An 18,167-nucleotide genomic window follows, 5' to 3' on the forward strand; every position below is an offset into this window, starting at 1 on the left:
GTATTACTCAATAATTGCTATTCTCTTGAGGAGGATTGACAATTAATTTCTTTATTAGACAGATATACAGTTAGCATTTTACCCAACAAGGCACATTGTTCATAGAAATCAATATTTTCATTACCCCATAAACGTTCGAGAATTAAGCCATCAATTAAGCTCAATATAAAGGAAGCAAGCGCCGGATCTTGGATACCCAAAACGTCTTTGAGCGCTTGCCGAGATTGATCATCAACCAGCTTAAATACTCCACTACTCCACGGTTGTTTAGAGTCTTGATGCTGACAAAAATCAACCAATACATAAGTTAATTTAATGTAGTAATCTTCATTTTTAGAAAGGTATCTTCCTAATGCTTCCATTTTTTCCTGGAGCGTTTTTGCCCCTGACAACTCAGCTATTGCCATTAGCATTTCTTGTTGATTAATCTCTTGCACCAATTGCTCAAACAAAGTTTGTTTACTAGGAAAGTAGTGGTACAGCGTACCAGTAGAAACTCCTAACCCTTGAGCAATTTGGCGCATAGTGATAGAACCGTAGCCTTTTTGGGCAAATAAGTCAAAGCACTTACCGAGCAGTTCTTTACGGTACAGATCATGGTCAACAATCTTAGGCATGATTAGGTTTATTTATATCGAACGCTCGTTATTTATAAGCCTAACCTCTCTGCTACTGGTTTGTCAAAGTATAAGTGATTGATTTGAATTAAACATAGATTATGGTTTAACCTATTTTTAAAATCAATGTAATATTTATCACTTTTATAAAACGAGTATAGCTATTAGCGATCGCATGTGACAGATACAAAGTAAACTAGCTATACTTTTTTATCTTGCTACAAATAATACTTTTATAAACGTGTGATTGGATTATCCAATGATCAGGTAAGAGACTTGTTTATATTAATAACTTATTTTGAAATAAGAGTTATGTGGATGGAAGTTAAACCAGACAATAAATAGCTTGTTGATTAACCATGCTAATTCTTATTTGATAATAGGAAATTCTCAAAATAAAAGCTATGACAGTCGCTCTTGGAGATTTGTTCCCTGTAATCACATCATTGACCAGGAAAGTCCTTGCTTCTTATGGCTCCACCGCATTGATGAACTGAATAGGCAATACTTATATTTACAACTTTATAAAAATCAGCCATGAGTAAGAGTACCTTCTACAAAATATATGCTGATAATATTTTTGCTAATTGATTTGTCGTCAGTGATGAGCTTAATATCCTACAGGGGTTGACTACCGTCAAAATTTAACTCAGAAAGTGTTATACAATAGAGTTGCTTAGTCTCACTAATGTATTGATAAAGTGTATGAAAAAGCTATGAGTCTGGATATCCATACTTAAAAATACAAAATTAACGAGGTTATGGAGGAGGAAATAACCATGAGTAACTTAACATCTGCACATGCTGAAGTTGAAAAAGTGCAGACAAAAAATTTAGCTATAGATAAAAAACCTCGTCGGCCCACAGATGATATTGTACGTGCTTATCTACAACAAATTGGGCGAGTAAATTTGTTGAGTCGTGAACAAGAAATTGTTTTTGCTCAACAAGTTCAGCAAATGATGAATTTACTAGCTGCTCAAGAAGAATTAGCTGTGAAATTAAACCGCCAACCGACATCGCCAGAATGGGCTGAGCAAGTGAATTTAAGTGTTGAGGTGCTGGAGCAGCAGCTAAGTCAAGGACACCAAGCTAAGCAGAGAATGATTCAGGCAAATCTGCGGTTGGTAGTAGCAGTTGCTAAGAAATACCAGCAACGAAACCTGGAGTTTATGGATTTAATCCAAGAGGGGACTTTAGGCTTAGAGCGCGGCGTAGATAAATTTGATCCAACTCTTGGATATAAGTTTTCTACCTATGCTTATTGGTGGATTCGCCAAGGAATCACAAGAGCGATCGCTCAACAAGGACGTACAATTCGTTTACCCATTCATATCTTTGAAAAACTGAACAAAATTAAGCGTGTACAACGCGAATTATCTCAACAACTTGGTCGCGTTCCTACTACTATTGAAATTGCTAACTCATTATCGCTAACACCCAGCCAAATTCGAGAGTGTTGGTATCTTACCCGTCAACCTTTCTCTCTAGAAGCGCGAGTTGGAGAACAACAAGATACAGAATTGCAAGACATCCTAGAAGATGACGGACTTTCTCCCGAAGACTACGCTGTCGAGGAATCCCTTCATCAAGACTTACAAAACTTATTGGCAAAGCTAACTCCCCAGCAAAGAGAAATATTAACCTTGCGTTTTGGTCTTGCTGATGGATATGAACTCTCTTTAGCACAAATTGGCGATAGGATGGGTATTAGTCGAGAACGGGTACGACAGATAGAGCAAAAGGCTCTAACTTTGTTAAGACGGCAAAAAGATCAAGTGCGTAGTTATCTAGCTGTATAAGAAGAATATACAGCATTAAAACTCCGGGATAAAATTCAGTGATTGTAGAGGAAAATAAACCTCAGTAATCTCAAAAAAGATTAGATATGAGCACATCACAAACAGTGCAACAATTGCAGGCAGAATGGGTAACGCCGGAAAATTTTCGGCGTTATGGACAGGTAATTTCTGCTAGTCAAGATGGTAAGGCTTACGATGCGGAAGATGCCAAGTTAAATCTGCAAAATGGCATTCCCCGATTTTATATTATGCGGTTGCAAGGCAGAGGTCGCAAGTTTCACAACATTACTCGCCATGTGCAATGTACTCAATGTCTGGGTTCTTTGGAGGGAAAAGATTGGTTTATTGCAGTTTGTCCTCCTAATAATGATGTGAATGAACCAGCGTTAGAGAATATTGCAGCTTTCCGCATTCCCGGAAATTGTTTTATTAAGTTAAATCAGGGTACTTGGCACGCAGGCCCCTATTTTGAGCATGAGGCTGTAGATTTTTATAATTTGGAATTGAGTGATACAAATGTGGTGGATCATTTCACTCATGATTTTATCAAGAGTCATCAGCTAGAGTTTGAAATGGTGTAGGTATTGTTTAAAAAATTACCTAAAGTTATGTAGTTGTTTGTATACTTCTGGGGTATTAATATCTACAAGCACAGCTGGATGATCAAATTCCACTTTGTGAATTACTGAATAAAATTCTTTGATAATTTGGCGTAAACCGAAGGTTTCTTCACGGATATTTTGTAAGTGCGATCGCATCTTATTATTAAATAACAATGGATGCCCCATTTTACCTTGATATGTAGGTGCAGTAATCAATGCTAAATTGTCTATATGTGCTTGCAGTAATATCTGGTAAATCTCAAATTTCCTAGGTTGATCAACTGCGGAAATTGCCAATACTTCAAAGTCTGAGGGAATATATTGCAACCCAGTAATTAGAGAAGTTGTTTTTCCGGCATCAGTAAGAGGATTAATTACAGTTAAACTCCCAGGCAGACAATCTTTTTGTTTGTGGCTATTATGTAAACCCAACACTACCAAAGGTGTAAAACCTGCACTTAACCACTGTTCTAATTGATAAGTTAATAACGTTTTACCTTCACCCCAAGGTAGAGAGGTTTTACAAGTACCCATGCGAGTCGATGCACCCGCTGCGAGAATAATAGCAAAGTGTGTCAATTTTCAACTTTTTGCAGAGTTTTCTTTGTGTTTTAGTGTCTTTGTGTTTAATAAAATAATTTTTTCACCACAGAGACACATAGACACTAAGTTAAATGAGCTACTAATCATGACGAAAGCAGATTTTGCTCTATCTTAATACTTATATTGTCTCAGAGAACGAAGCCCCAGTTCCACCACGCCGAACTTTAATTAATTCAGCACAGATACTAACTGCTATTTCTTCTGGGGTTAAAGCACCAATATCTAAACCAATTGGTGCATATATTTGTTGTAAAAACTTGGGTGAACAACCTTCATTTTGCAGCGTTTTGTATACAGTACGAACTCGTTTATTGCTGCCAATCATACCTATATATGGCAATTTATAATTACTTAGCAGCCGCAAAACTGCTAAATCTTGCAAATAACCTCTAGTAACTAAAGCAACATATAAATTAGGAGTTATCTCTAATATTTTCTGAATTGAGCTAATGGGTTGTGCTAGCACCAATGACGCTTCAGGAAAGCGTTCTTTTGTAGCAAAGTCTAGGCGATCATCCTGTACAATAACTTGAAAACCTGCTATTTTGGCAATCTGCGCCAAGGAAACTGCAATGTGTCCCGCACCAATAATCAACAGCGTTGGTGGTGGTAGCAAAGGTTCAATTAATCTGGTAGTTTGTAGAGAAGCAATTAAGCAAGGTTCTAGGAGTACATAAGGTTTTTCATCTGTATTAAATGGTGTGACAATTGCCCCTACTTGCCCAGATGTTAAAACATCTATAATTTGACTAACTAAGTTTAAGCTTTCATTGCCTGACCATAACTCTAACCATACCAGCATTGTGCCTCCACAAACGCCTTGGGTTTCTCGTTGCGCTACGCCAGATAAATCAATTTCTACAAATTGTTTTTCACTTGTTTGCAGTAATTGCAAAGCCTGTTGATAAACTTTTGCTTCCCCAGCACCACCGCCAATTGTTCCAAATGTGCTTCCATCAGCGCTGATGAACATTTTCGCGCCTACTTCTCTCGGTACGGAACCCTTAGTATTGGCGACAGTGGCTAAAACTACAGCACCTTGTTTTAATGCTGTTGATAGTTTTTGGTAGAAGTTAAGCATTTAAGCTTTTCGACAGTTCTCGATAATACAATATCCTCTGAAAAAACAAAATATTACCCACAAGGGTACTATAACAACCTTACTCTGTTTTCTATGATAAAAACTAGTAGGATGCGATCGCTCTATCCACTCTTGTGTAAAAAGATCGAGTTAGTATTTGATTTTTCTCTGAACAGAGTGATATGAACAGGGAATTTAGCTATCCAATCAGATTTAGTTATGTATAGCAGTCAGATTTGAATTATAGTAATACATAATTTAAAATTACTCAATTTTTAATAAAAAATTTATGTTCTTATATTTACTTTACAAAGCAGCCATTAACGCATTTTTACGGTATAACATAACCATCAATTCAACAATATTAAATACAAAAGTTTTTTAGATGAATACAATAAATTATTTAGACAGAAAAAAAACTGCTCTGATAACTGGCGCATCTGGTGGAATTGGATACGAATTCGCTAAGTTATTTGCTCATGATGGTTACAATTTGGTGTTAGTTGCAAGAAGTGAAGATAAGTTAACTCAAATTGCTCAGGAATTCACAAACAAATCGGGTGTAAAAGTTGAAATTATTGTTAAGGATTTATCCGAACCAGCAGCCCCAGAAGAAATTTTTACAAAACTACAACAAGCGGGTATTAAAGTTGATGTACTGGTAAATAATGCTGGATTTGGTACTTATGGATTCTTTCATGAAACTGACCTCACCACAGAATTAGAAATGCTACAGGTAAATGTAGTTAGCCTTAGCCATTTAACTAAGCTATTTCTCAAAGATATGGTCAAGCAAGGCTATGGAAAGATATTAAATGTTTCTTCGGGAGCGGCCTTTCAGCCGGGCCCTCTCATGGCAGTTTATTATGCTACAAAAGCCTATGTTCTATCATTTTCCGAAGCGATCGCAAATGAATTAGAGGGTACAGGTGTGACTGTAACCGTAATCTGTCCAGGAGCAACAGCATCAGGTTTTCAACAAAGAGCTGCTATGGAAGAATCTAAGCTAATTGCTAGTCAAAAAATTATGGATGCGGAAAGAGTAGCCAAGATTGGTTATCGTGGCTTAATGTCAAACAAAACTGTTGTTATCCCTGGGATCAAAAATAAGTTATTTGCTGAGGCCGTAAGATTTACACCCAGAAAAATGGTGGTAAAAATAGCGAGAAGTATGAATAATAAGCAATAAATATTAACTAATCGCTACCCAAAAATTATGTGCGTGGTGTTACGCTAATGTTTTAAATTCCACATAGCATTTTAAAGATGTAATTTTAAAACGTCTTCGTTTTCTTAATTAAGAGTAACTCTCTTGTGGATGTTCCTCAATTAGGGAATAGAGTAAAAAAATGTAAAGTTATTTGTCAGCTTGCATAAATCCCTAATCAACTCCGATAACTCTATAGAAGGCATTGTTTTAGGGAACTTCCAGTTAAAAAATCCCAGTAGGGTATGTTATACCTTTGGCTAAAGCACCCTAAAAATTAAGATTGGATGATTTATTTTTTGGTAATCCCTTAAGTCTCTTAAGCAATACCGGATCAATTTGTTTTCAAACTTTATTTTTCATAAATAATTATTTAGCAATACTTTTTTTGCGGATTTTGCGGAACCGCCTTTAGTGCTGTTGATGTACAACAGCAGTGGTGTTAGAACCCGTGAAATCTAAAGTTTCATTCTGATGAGCTTTATTCTGAACGTAGGTGAAGCGTATCTTGCTATGTCCACACATCTAAAGGATTGATGCTATGACTCGTTTATCAAGCCCTATTGAAAACTTAAAAAATCACTATAAAGTTGTGATTATTGGTTCCGGCTATGGCGGCGGGATTGCTGCTTCACGCCTAGCACGTGCTGGACAACAAGTATGTTTATTAGAGCGAGGCAAAGAGTTTCAACCAGGTGAATATCCAAATAATGAAGTCAAAGCACTGAGTGAAATACAAGTAGATTTGCCTGCTAAACGCGTTGGTGCATGCACAGGATTGTACGATTTTCACGTTAATAAAGATATTAATGTATTCGTTGGTTGTGGGCTGGGTGGGACATCACTTGTCAATGCCAATGTGTCACTACAAGCTGAACCCCGTGTTTTTGCAGATCAGCGCTGGCCCAAGGAATTGCGCGATGATGTCAACACATTATTGGCAGAAGGATATCGTCGTGCTGAGGAAATGCTCAAACCCACTGCCTATCCCCAAGATTTTCCACCCTTACCAAAATTAGAAGCATTAGAAAAGTCTTCTAAATACTTGAATGAAAATTTTTATCGACCACCTATCAATGTGACTTTTGAAGATGGGGTTAATCATGTCGGCGTAGAACAGAACAAATGCAATCTCTGCGGTGATTGTGTATCAGGTTGCAACAATAAGGCAAAAAATACTGTATTGATGAATTATCTGCCTGACGCCAAAAATCACGGTGCAGAAATTTATACGCAAGTAACAGTGCGGCAAGTTGAACGGCAAAACAATCGCTGGTTGGTTCATTTCCAGTTGCTCAACGCCGGACAAGAGAAGTTTGACGCTCCGACAATGTTCGTCAGTGCCGATATCGTTATTTTAGCGGCTGGTACTCTCGGTTCTACAGAAATTTTGCTGCGATCGCAACAAGCAGGTTTGGCACTATCTGACCGATTGGGACACAACTTTACAGGTAATGGTGATGTGCTGGCCTTCGGCTATAACACCGAGCAAAATATTAACGGCGTTGGCTTTGGCAATCGTCCTCCTAGTGGACGGGAACCCGTTGGCCCTTGTATCAGCGGCATTATCGATCTGCGCGAGCAACCACGACTAGATAATGGCATGGTCATCGAAGAAGGCTCAATTCCTGGTGCACTAGCTCCCATCCTACCGAAAAGCCTTGCTGCCGCTAGCACAATACTAGGTAAAGATACTGATGAAGGTTTAGGCGATCGCCTCCAAGAAAAGCTACGAGAAGCGCAAAGTCTAACTCACGGTGCTTACACTGGTGCAGTTCGTAACACACAGACCTATCTGGTGATGACCCACGATGATGCAGCCGGGGAAATGTACTTAGAAAATGATCGCCTCCGCATTCGCTGGGAAAATGTGGGTAAACAATCCATCTTTCAACGAGTGAATGATCGCCTCGCAGAAGCGACTCGTCCCCTGGGCGGCACACAAATTCCCAACCCCATTTGGACTAATTTCTTCGGTCACGACCTGATCACCGTCCATCCTTTAGGTGGCTGCATCCTAGCAGAAGATGCCGAACACGGTGTTGTCAACCACAAAGGACAAGTATTTTCTAGTAACAAAGGTACAGCCGTTTACGAAAATCTATATATTTCCGACGGTTCAGTGATTCCCCGCACCTTAGGAGTAAATCCGTTACTGACAATTTCTGCGATCGCCGAGCGCTGCTGTGCCCTCATTGCCAAAGATCAAGGGTGGACAATTAACTACAACCTACCTTCAGCACCAACTTCCCCAAGCGTCAACAAGCCCGCCAAACTGGGAATTCAGTTCACCGAAACCATGCGCGGTTACTTTTCCACTGAAGTTAAAGACGACTACCAACGTGCCGCTCAGCAGGGTCAAAAAGACAGTTCACCCCTGCAATTTACCCTGACAGTAATTGCCGATGATTTAGAATATCTGCTCAACGACCCCAAACATCCCGCCAAAATAGTTGGTACAGTAACAGCTCCCGCTCTCGCTACCGAACCGCTAACCGTAACCAATGGCGAGTTTAACTTGTTTGTCGTGGCACAAGACCAACATGAAACACGACAGATGCTCTACCGTCTACCCATGACCACAGAATCAGGACAGACATACTACTTAGAGGGCTGCAAACAACTTCACGATGACCCAGGGTTTGATTTGTGGTCTGACACCACCACCCTTTACATCACCGTTTATGCTGGCGACAGTAACAGTAATCCCGTATTAGGTAAGGGTATTCTCAAAATTCAGCCCGTAGATTTTGTCAAGCAAATGACTACCCTGAAAGTTACCAACGCCGCCAGCCCCACAGAACGCTTGCAAGCGATTGATCGCTTCAGTCGCTTCTTTGCTGGCACATTATCTGAACTTTATCTTTAGATGATTGGTTGTTATCTGTTACTGACTCAATATGCAAATCGACTTTCATCATGGTGTCACCTACATTGCAGCGAGATTAGCGGGGTTTGAGCATCAACCTGCTAGTATCATCGCTTACAGTGCCCAATACGTAGACGATGCGATAAATGACGGATTCATCCGGTTTGATAACGGCGCACTGTTTCACCGCATCAGTTCTGCCCACAAGATGCTGGACTATCGCAACTTTGAAGAACTAGCAAATTATGGCGTTTGGATTCCGTTTCATTTTCTGCCAGGTAACGACGGATTGCCAGCAAATGAAGACCCCCAGGGAAGCTTTATCGACAAGTTAATTTGTCGCCCCAACAGCTACGTGGCTCAGGAAATGGTAAAGGAATGTATAAATCGCCGCCACACTCCCTACGGACTGCATCGTCTGGGGATTACTGCTCATGTGTATGTTGACACTTGGGCGCATCAGGGCTTTGCCGGAGTTAATCATCGGGTCAATGAAGCCAAACATCTCCTAGACGAACATGGTAAACCCGATCGCAACCTCATGGATCGGCTCCAAAATTACTTCGTCAGTGAAGCTTTACCCTTGGGACATGGCTCTGTTCTCAGTCATCCTGACAAGCCATTTTTGCGCTGGGGTTACTTCAACGGCAGAGGCGAGCAAATTACCAGAAACAACCCCAAAGACTTTCTAGAAGCAGCAGATAATATGTGCAAAGTCATGCAGCGGTACATAACGGGTAATCCTGATGCTGTTGTACCGGGATTGCCACAACCAGATAAAACTTTAATAGCCCAGATGCTAGAGACTATCACAGATAACAAAGGTAGCCTGCGTCACCAGAAATGGTTGAGTGCGATCGCTCAGGGTAAGTTCAGCTTCGGCAAAGCAAATGTTACTTATATCCCCAAAGGCAAAGACTCGTGGAAACACGTAGCCCTTGGTACTGAAAACTCAGTTGACCGAGAAAACGAAAGATTTCCCTATCACCCCAGCTTTTTGGCAAGTGATTGGAAACTATTTCACGATGCTTTACAGTCCCATCACTTTTACATCATCCATGACCTGCTACCCAAATATGGGATCTGCGTTGCTTGAAGAGGCAGGGGAGCAGGGGGGCAGGGGAGCGGAGGGGCAGGGGGAGAATAAATACTGATTCTTAACTCAGGACTCAGGACTCAGGACTCAGCACTCATTACTCATTACTTGAGGTGTTCAATGGCAACAACCACAACAGCAACAAACAAAGTGGGAATTCAGTTCACCGAAACCATGCGCGGCTATTTTTCTAAAGCAGTCCAAAACGACTATCAACGCGCAGCACAACAGGGTAAACAGAGTGGTTCCCAATTTGAATTTACCGTCACAGTCAGCTCCGACGATTTGGACAGAATGCTGACAGATGAAAGCCACAAAGCCAAAATCGTTGGCAGTGTCATTGCGCCAGCGATATCGCCAGAACCTCTGAGCGTTACCGATGGAGAATTTAACTTATTCATCGTTGACCCAGACAGCGTAAATACGCGTCGCATGGTTTACCGCATGAAAATGACTAGCGAAGAAGGTAAAGTTTATTACTTTGATGGCTTCAAAGTCGTACACAACGACCCAGGCTTTGACATCTGGGCAGACACCACCACGCTATACATTACCGTGCATGACGGCGAGAGTCTCAACAGTCCAGTTTTAGGGCAGGGAATCTTAAAAATTCTGCCAGCAGATTTCCTCCGCCAGATGACTACATTGCAAGTTACCAACACCACCAGCCTACAGCAACAGGTAGAAGAGACTGCACGCTTCGGCAGCTTTTTTGCTGGAGTCTTGTTTAATGTTTACGGTGGAATATTTGCTCCTTCCAAGGTATTCGACCCAGATGCACCACCCCGTCAAAAGCGTCCCTTGCGGATGTCAGCGCCCCAAGTTCATTTCTTCAAAACTGATGATGGAGTGCAACTGCGATTGATCCGGTATCAAGGCGGAACAAAAGGCCCAGTCATGCTAGCACCAGGCTTTGGTACTTCCACCTTGGCATTTTCCATTGATACTGTAGACACGAACTTGCCAGAGTTCTTGTATGCTCAAGGCTATGACGTTTGGCTATTCGATTATCGAGCCAGTGCCGATTTGCCATCCGCCACCACCCAGTTTTCCGCTGATGAAATTGCGCTTTACGATTGGCCAGCAGCAGTTGAGCAAGTGCGTACTATCACTGGGTCACAAACAGTTCAGGTCGTGGGTCACTGCGTTGGCTCCATGTCTTTTTTGATGGCAATGCTAGCAGGTCTAAAAGGAGTCCGTTCCGCCGTTTGTTCCCAATTGACGACCCATCCCAGGGCCGCAACTCTTAACGAAATCAGAGCGGGTTTGCGTCTAGCTTCATTTTTAACAGTGTTAGGTGTAGAAACTCTCAACCCAGATTTTGATACCCATGCCGATTGGCAAGATAAACTTTATGACACGGTTTTAAGGCTGTATCCCACCAAAGAACCCTACAATAGCCCTGTTGACCGTCGCATTCTCTTCATGTATGGAGAAGTGTACAAAATCGCCCAATTGAACGAAGCCACCCACGATGCCATTCACGAGATATTTGGCCCAGGTAATCTCACCTTCTTCAGACATATATCTCTAATCCTGCGCCAGGGACACATTGTTAACAAAGATGGTAAAGATGTTTACTTGCCCCATCTAGAACGCTTAGCCATTCCCATTGCACTGATTCACGGTGCAGACAACGCCTTTTTCCTCCCAGAGGGTTCGGAAATTACTTACAAGCTATTGTGCGATAAAAATGGTGGCGACTTGTATGTTCGCCATGTTATCCCTAATTATGCACACATGGACTGTTTCATGGGCAAAAACGCAGCTAAAGATATTTTCCCCACCATCTTGGCGGAATTAGACAAGTTCAATTAATTGAGGTGGAGGTCAAGAGTCAAGAGTCAAGAGTTATTATTCTTCCCCAATCCCCATACTTCTCTACGAGAGGCTGCGCCAACGACTTACCTCGACTCCGCTCGGCACAAGTCGCTCAGTACAAGTTCCCCAATCCCCAATCCCCAGTCCCCAATCCCCAGTCCCCAGTCCCCAGTACCCAAAAGGTAATTGCAAATGAGCGAAATTAATCAACTACTCAGTGAACCCCTAGCATCTGATATTAGACAACATCCTGGTTTGAAAGAGCTATTTCGCTACCCGCTGATAGAAGCGATTGTTGAGCGACGCACTCGCAGATTAGCCCGTGGTGCTTCAGTCGTAGCAGGAGAACTCAGCCATACTAGCCAAAATCAGCCAGACCCCCTTAGTCCGTTGGAAGAAGCGATTTTGATTGTTGCTACCGGGATGACTGGCATCACAACCCACGATGGCCCTCTAGATAAACCAGAAGGTGGTAAAGAATTAGGAACCCCCTTCCTCAACATTGTTGCTCGTTCTGGTAGTAGCGCTGATAATTCGCAAGCCACCTCCTTTTTCATGATCAACGATGAAGGTATCTGGCTAATTAAGCGACTCAAGGGTCGGGAAGCACTAGCTGCCCTTGGCGATTTACCTCCAAAATGGGAAGATTGGTCAGAGGAACACTGGCTGAAAGCGGCGGCGGCTGTCAAACATAAAATTAGCGATCGCCGCCTAGATTTCCCCCGGATTTATCCTTACTATCTGGGTTGGAATAAACAAATCTCTAATCTTCCTGGAACGACTCTCTTTTTCCCAGTCGTCGATTGCACCCGTCAATATATCAACGTCCTGCTCATCCTACTTTCAGAACCAGACGGTCAAAAACCTTTGTTTGTTGATGACTGGCAGAAATTTCGACCCAAAAGCTTGGCAGACTGGGCAGCTTGGGCAGGAATGCACTTAGGGCTAAGTCCCAAAATCCCTTATCAACCCATCGGTGGGATTGAGCGAGTCAAAGGTGGGTTTGTCAATCCCAATAACACTGTGCCCTTGGGACTCGCTCACGCCATGCGTACCGACCACGAATGTTTCTTTATTTTGCAAAACTTAATGCTCATTGGTCAGGCAATGGGTGTTGGTGGTTGGGTACATGGCGCAGTCTTCCAACCCTTTATTCTTGAGCACAACCCCGCCAAGGAATGGTATGGTTTAGGATTTCGCATGGAACCACCAACTCCTACCAAAAGTATTTGGGCCCCGCCACCAGCTTCCCAACCCAATCCAGTTGGTATCGATGGTGTGTTGGAAGGACTTTGCCCACCATACATTAGTTCTATGGATGAAGCAGTCGATCGCGTCATTGAGGAGAAATACGGCAACCAGGGAGCCTATGGAGATAAAGATGTGTTTGCCCGCTCCTATCAAGCAAAATCAAGTGCTGAAGCCTTCCTGCGGGATGCCGAACCCCATTCTCAAGAAGCAATTCAGTACACCAAAGATATCTGCAATTACATCTACGACACTTATGGTCGCTTTCCTGCTCACGTTGATGCGTTCTTCGTTCCTGGCATCTGGCTCCAATTTAGCCACCTAGAGATGGAATACTACCAGAAATACTACGATCCGGCTCTCTTCCGTCGCCAAGCCCAGCACGCTGAACTTTGGGGCGATCGCTAAACACTGTCGCCAAATCTTTGTGAGAGGAAAGTATGCTAAAAGTTATCAGGATTGTTGCCATCTCCCTCGTCTCTATCTTGCTGGTAGCTACTTTTGGGTTTTTGTACATAGAATCAACTTGGGCAAAACCTCAATTTAGAACTCCACAAGAAGCATTTATCCACGGTAGTATCGGTACTGAGTTAGCGCCCCTACCAGTCTTTCAAGTCCTGCCCGATTTATTCCCCGATCAATTTCAGCCAGCAGGCAAAGAAGCAGGGGATTGGGTTGAGCAATTCGGATTTATCCACGCGAAGCCGGGGGACAAAGAAGGATTGCCAGTCGGGTTTAGTGTTTCTAACTATCAACCTCAATCTGGAAATCCGTCACCTGTAAAGTTTGTGGGCTTTAGCTGTGCATTGTGCCACACATCCCATATTAGGAGGTTTCCCGGAGATGAAGCTGTCATAGTCACAGGCATGGGGAGTACTTCGTTAGACTTGTTTGCCTGGGTAGACGCCTTTAAAACTTCAATTCTTGATAAGAATCTAACTGTAGAAAACATTGCCAAGGCTTATGAAGCTAAATACCAAAAACCCCTAGGAATTGTAGATAAAACTGTAATTGGTTTTTGGCTATCGACTGCTAGAGGTCAAGTATTAGCTTCACTTCCGAAATGGGATGCCCCCTATAATGGCAAAGATTTGAGAGACTCTAAATTATTACCCATTGGCCCATCTCGAACGCAACCTTTTAAAGAGTTAGTCCACTTTGTAATGGATCGCCCCGCCGCCTTGGATAAGTCCTATTCCAAACTGCCGTCATTGTACGAGCAAGAAAATCGAGAATGGGCGCAATATGACGGTAGCGTTAGAGATAGTCTCAGTCGCAGCGTCCTTGCGGCTGTGGCAGCAGGAGCAACCCCGAATAACTTAGTAGTGCCAGAAATTTCTCATAATGTCACCCAAGCCATTGAATATACGAGAGGTTTGCAAGGGCCTAAATATGCAGAGGTATTCAAAGACCAAGGCATCAAGATTGATCCCCAAAAAGTAGAACGTGGTCATGCTGTCTTTCAGCAGAGTTGCGCCACCTGTCATGGCGATCGCAATTTTGCAGATGGTACTTGGGTCAAAGGTGAACTTCAAGGTTTGATTACGCCAATAGAGGAAATTCAAACTGATTCTGAACGGCTTAATTATCGTTACTATCAAGAACTGCCGGATGCTGTTGATGTTTTCTTTCCTAATAGCAACCCCTTGAAACCAAAACGAGAAAACATCAGACCAGGGCCTTTAGGAAATACCAAAGGTTTCATTAACGCCCCCATAGAATCAGTTTTTGCCCGTGCTCCCTATTTGCATAATGGCAGCGTCTTAACCTTGGCAGAGTTAATTAATCTCAAACCTCGTCGAGAAATTTTTTATCGCGGAGACAATCTTTACGATCCAATTGATGTCGGCTTGGCTTCACCAACTGAACCTGATGATAAACATTACTTTAAATTAGATACCCATGTTCAGGGTAACTCTAATAAAGGTCATGATTATCCTTGGACTTATCAGGGAACTGGCTGGGATAAGGCAGCTTTGGAAGATTTATTAGAGTATCTCAAGACCCTTTAAAAGTTTAATCTCTGCGTCCTCTGCGTCTCTGTGGTTAAAAATAATTTATTTAACCGCAGAGGCACAGAGAACACAGAGGAAAGAGGTTAAAGAGTAAGCTCCTTTCAAAAAACTATATTCACAGTTACATAAAAATGGAAATAGTTAAATTTAAAAGAAATATTTCCTTAGCAGAACTTGCTAATACTTTTTTCCCTTTTGGAATTATTCTGACTGCTGCGCTTTTAGCGGCAGAGTTTAAACCAAATTTGAATTTACACCGTGCAATTTACTCATTTTGGGCTAGTACGGTGTTATTAATTCCAGCAATTTATTTATATATATTGCTAGGAAAATTGGCAAAAAAGAATAATTATTGGTTACTGCTATGGACTTTTAGCTTTTTAGCTTATTTAGTTCATTTGTTTTATGAGGTGTTTGGAATATATGGCGGCATTCAAGATTTTGCCGCTGATGGGAGTGCGATGGGCTACGCCCCGCCAGAGGCGATCGCAGCGAGTAAATTAATCTTAGCTTTATGGTGGGGATTAGATATAAGTTTGGGATGGTTTAGCGATTCTTCGGCCTGGATACAAATTCAACGAACTGGGGTACATATTTACGTTGGTTTGAGCTTTTTGGTTGCCAATTTGATTTTACAAGCGAGATTTGCTCGTACTTTAGGGATTATCTTGGCTATCTCTATTTTGGTAGCTTTACTGGTGCGGCACAACACGCGCAATGATCAAGATAATGAAAACCTACCACCTGGTTCCTACGGTTTGCCACTGCTGGGAGAAACGATTCCATTGGCTTTAGATATCCATAGCTTTTACCGCAAGCGTGTTAAAAAATATGGCCCAGTCTTCAAAACTCATTTATTTGGTAAACCTGTCATTGCTTTTAACGGCCCGGAGGCTTTTACTTTTTTTCTAAATCAAGAATATTTCACTCGTGAAAATGCCAGTCCACACCCGATAAAAGAACTATTAGACTGGGACACCTTACCACTGTTGGATGGTGACGAACATCGCCGCCGCAAACGTATTATTCTCCAGGCTTTTACACCGGAGGCTTTCGACAAATACATACCCAGCATTGAACAAACAGCATCTTACTACCTGGAACGCTGGGAAAAGCTGGGTAGCTTTACCTGGTTAACGGAATACCGTAAGCTGAGCGCATCTTTGACCAATGCGTTATTTATCGGGAAAGAGCCAGGCCCGATGAGTGAAACTGTGGGAGAAATCACAGACACTTTTATCAAAGGTTTCTCCTCAATACCAATTAACTTAGGTTTTAATGCCTATGGACGGGCGCTCAAGAATCGTGATTGGTTACTCGATTACATCGACCAAGCGATCCAGCAGCACCGTCAGCAACCTCGCCAGGATCTACTGGGATTGCTGTTATCAGCCCGTAGTGAGGATGGTAGCACTCTCACCGATGCACAGTTGCGCCGCGAGGTAATGCATCTATTCTTTGCGGCTTATTCCGGTTTTTATGTTGCTCTCACCCTGCTTTCTCTAACCCTAGCTCAACATCCAGAAATTGCAGCACTTACTAGGCAAGAAGTCAAGCAATATGTGCCTGATGGGCCACTGGATATGACACAGCTGCAAAAGTTGGTGTATCTGGAGCAAATTACCAAAGAAATCCGCCGCTTCTATCCTATTAATGCTGCCACTTTTTTTGCTCAAGTAAAGAAAGACTGTGAGTTTCAAAATTTTCACATTCCGAAAGGTTGGGGCGCAGTGGCAGGAATCCATACCACCATGCATATCCCCCAAGTTTTTTCGGAACCAAAGAGTTTTAAGCCCTGTCGCTTTGCTCCCGAAAACTTTGCAGCCTTACCAGAAAACAGTTATGTACCACAAGGCGGTGGGTCTAGAGACGGTCATCGCTGTGCAGGCGAAGACATGATCACTGTGTTGCTTAAGGTTATGGGAGTGCATTTATTGCGTCGATATAGTTGGGAACTGCCACCGCAGAATCTTGAATTGAACCAAGACTTGTTTCCTACCCCGCGTGATGGGTTAAAGGTGCGGTTTGGTATTTATACCAATTCGTAATTCGTAATTCGTAGTTCGTAATTGAGAAAAACCGATTTTATATGGGTTTCCAGATTTGTATCCGTTGCCGGATTTTAGAGATAAGTCTGAGCATCGGCTTCCGGCGAACAGAATTTAGGTGAATTGGTATTGCTTAGAGGAGTTGCTAGTGAATATCTTGGTCTGGTTAATTGTCATCATTTTAGTAGTAGCACTTTTGGCGATCGCAAATTCGGCGCGGTTGGTGATTGCACCAAAACGGCAGCGGTTATGGACTAATCCTAAGCAAGAACTGGGGTTGGGCTATGAAGATGTGGAGTTTCCTGCTCAGGATGGGATACGCCTCAAAGGCTGGTTTATCCCGGCAAGACAAATGCCGGCGGCAACTGCGATCGTTGTACACGGCTGGCCCTGGAACCGAATGGGTACTAAAGCTAACGACCCATTAGGAGACTTACCTGGTAGCAAGCCGATTAATCTGTTGCCATTGGCCAAAGCACTGCACGAAAGTAACTATAACGTGCTCATGTTTGACCTCAGCAATTTTGGTGAGAGCGGCGCAAGGATTCCAGTTACCTATGGCTTGCTAGAAAAGCGTGACCTGCTGGGAGCCATCAGCTACCTTAAAAGCCGAAACGAAGTAGATCCAAATCGCATCGTCACCGTCGGGTTTTCTATGGGAGGTAACACAGTAATATATACTCTCCCTGAAACCACTGATATTAAAGCTGCCGTTGTCGTGCAGCCTAATACTTCATCGGTATTTGGGAAACGCTATCGTGCCGATAAATTTGGCCCTTTGGGTAAACTCCTTAACCTACCAATCGAAATTCTCTATTGCTTATCGGGCGCTCCCAAAACTGTCTATCTCCAGCCAGTTTATGCCGCTAACGGTGCTCGCAATACCCCTGTGCTTTATGTGCAAGGTACTGGTGACAAATGGGGTAGCACTGCTGATGTAGCCAATATGGTAGCAGCCACACCCAACGCCGTAGAACCTCTTTATCCTGAGACTGATCATCGCTTTGGTGCGTATCAATACGCAGTCGATAATCCAGACAAGATACTCACCTTCTTTAAGAATTATCTAAGTAAATAGAAGAAATGCAAAGGAGTCCTGAGTCCTGAGTCAAGAATCAGTATTTATTCTCCCCCTGCCCCCCTGCCCCTCTGCCCCCC

General features: G+C 42.5%; 13 protein-coding genes. 10 read left to right on the top strand and 3 right to left on the bottom strand.

Features of this window, described 5'->3' with window-relative positions:
• Positions 1-17: 17 nt before the first annotated feature.
• Positions 18-617 (bottom strand): TetR/AcrR family transcriptional regulator, encoded by a 600-nt coding sequence (locus tag FNW02_RS02620; protein ID WP_191756005.1) that lies wholly within the window; start codon positions 615-617, stop codon positions 18-20.
• A gap of 779 nt (positions 618-1,396) precedes the next feature.
• Between FNW02_RS02620 and FNW02_RS02625 the strand changes: the two genes are divergently transcribed.
• Positions 1,397-2,419 (top strand): RNA polymerase sigma factor, RpoD/SigA family, encoded by a 1,023-nt coding sequence (locus FNW02_RS02625; RefSeq protein ID WP_191756006.1) that lies wholly within the window; start codon positions 1,397-1,399, stop codon positions 2,417-2,419.
• 86 nt (positions 2,420-2,505) lie between these two features.
• Positions 2,506-3,000, top strand: coding sequence for an ureidoglycolate lyase (locus tag FNW02_RS02630; protein ID WP_191756007.1), 495 nt, complete (start codon positions 2,506-2,508; stop codon positions 2,998-3,000).
• Between the two features lie 15 nt (positions 3,001-3,015).
• Here the strand turns inward: FNW02_RS02630 and FNW02_RS02635 are convergent, their stop codons facing one another.
• Together FNW02_RS02635 and FNW02_RS02640 are read right to left on the bottom strand one after the other, a co-directional pair.
• A complete protein-coding gene (locus FNW02_RS02635; RefSeq protein WP_225225354.1) occupies positions 3,016-3,600 on the bottom strand; it encodes a nucleotidyltransferase family protein in 585 nt (194 codons plus the stop codon).
• Between the two features lie 142 nt (positions 3,601-3,742).
• Positions 3,743-4,705 carry an XdhC family protein gene (locus FNW02_RS02640; RefSeq protein WP_191756008.1) on the bottom strand — a complete coding sequence of 321 codons (963 nt, stop codon included), beginning with the start codon at positions 4,703-4,705 and terminating at the stop codon, positions 3,743-3,745.
• A 385-nt stretch (positions 4,706-5,090) separates the two neighbouring features.
• Here FNW02_RS02640 and FNW02_RS02645 point away from each other — a divergent pair, with 385 nt between their 5' ends.
• The 8 genes from FNW02_RS02645 (at position 5,091) to FNW02_RS02680 (ending at position 18,087) form a co-directional block, all read left to right on the top strand.
• A complete protein-coding gene (locus FNW02_RS02645; RefSeq protein WP_191756009.1) occupies positions 5,091-5,894 on the top strand; it encodes an SDR family NAD(P)-dependent oxidoreductase in 804 nt (267 codons plus the stop codon).
• 559 nt (positions 5,895-6,453) lie between these two features.
• The gene (locus FNW02_RS02650; RefSeq protein WP_191756010.1) at positions 6,454-8,781 is read left to right on the top strand and encodes a GMC family oxidoreductase N-terminal domain-containing protein; all 2,328 of its coding nucleotides are present in this window, start codon (positions 6,454-6,456) and stop codon (positions 8,779-8,781) included.
• A gap of 31 nt (positions 8,782-8,812) precedes the next feature.
• Positions 8,813-9,877 (top strand): DUF6765 family protein, encoded by a 1,065-nt coding sequence (locus FNW02_RS02655; RefSeq protein ID WP_191756011.1) that lies wholly within the window; start codon positions 8,813-8,815, stop codon positions 9,875-9,877.
• A 120-nt stretch (positions 9,878-9,997) separates the two neighbouring features.
• A complete protein-coding gene (locus FNW02_RS02660) occupies positions 9,998-11,695 on the top strand; it encodes an alpha/beta fold hydrolase (protein ID WP_191756012.1) in 1,698 nt (565 codons plus the stop codon).
• 195 nt (positions 11,696-11,890) lie between these two features.
• Positions 11,891-13,354 (top strand): hypothetical protein, encoded by a 1,464-nt coding sequence (locus FNW02_RS02665; protein WP_191756013.1) that lies wholly within the window; start codon positions 11,891-11,893, stop codon positions 13,352-13,354.
• A gap of 32 nt (positions 13,355-13,386) precedes the next feature.
• Positions 13,387-14,958 carry a c-type cytochrome gene (locus tag FNW02_RS02670; protein ID WP_191756014.1) on the top strand — a complete coding sequence of 524 codons (1,572 nt, stop codon included), beginning with the start codon at positions 13,387-13,389 and terminating at the stop codon, positions 14,956-14,958.
• 134 nt (positions 14,959-15,092) lie between these two features.
• A complete protein-coding gene (locus FNW02_RS02675; RefSeq protein ID WP_225225355.1) occupies positions 15,093-17,009 on the top strand; it encodes a cytochrome P450 in 1,917 nt (638 codons plus the stop codon).
• Positions 17,010-17,157: 148 nt separating this feature from the next.
• On the top strand, positions 17,158-18,087 hold the full coding sequence (locus tag FNW02_RS02680; RefSeq protein WP_191756015.1) for an alpha/beta fold hydrolase: 930 nt from the start codon (positions 17,158-17,160) through the stop codon (positions 18,085-18,087).
• Positions 18,088-18,167 lie beyond the last annotated feature (80 nt).

Source organism: Komarekiella delphini-convector SJRDD-AB1, assembly GCF_014831675.1.
GTDB lineage: Bacteria > Cyanobacteriota > Cyanobacteriia > Cyanobacteriales > Nostocaceae > Komarekiella.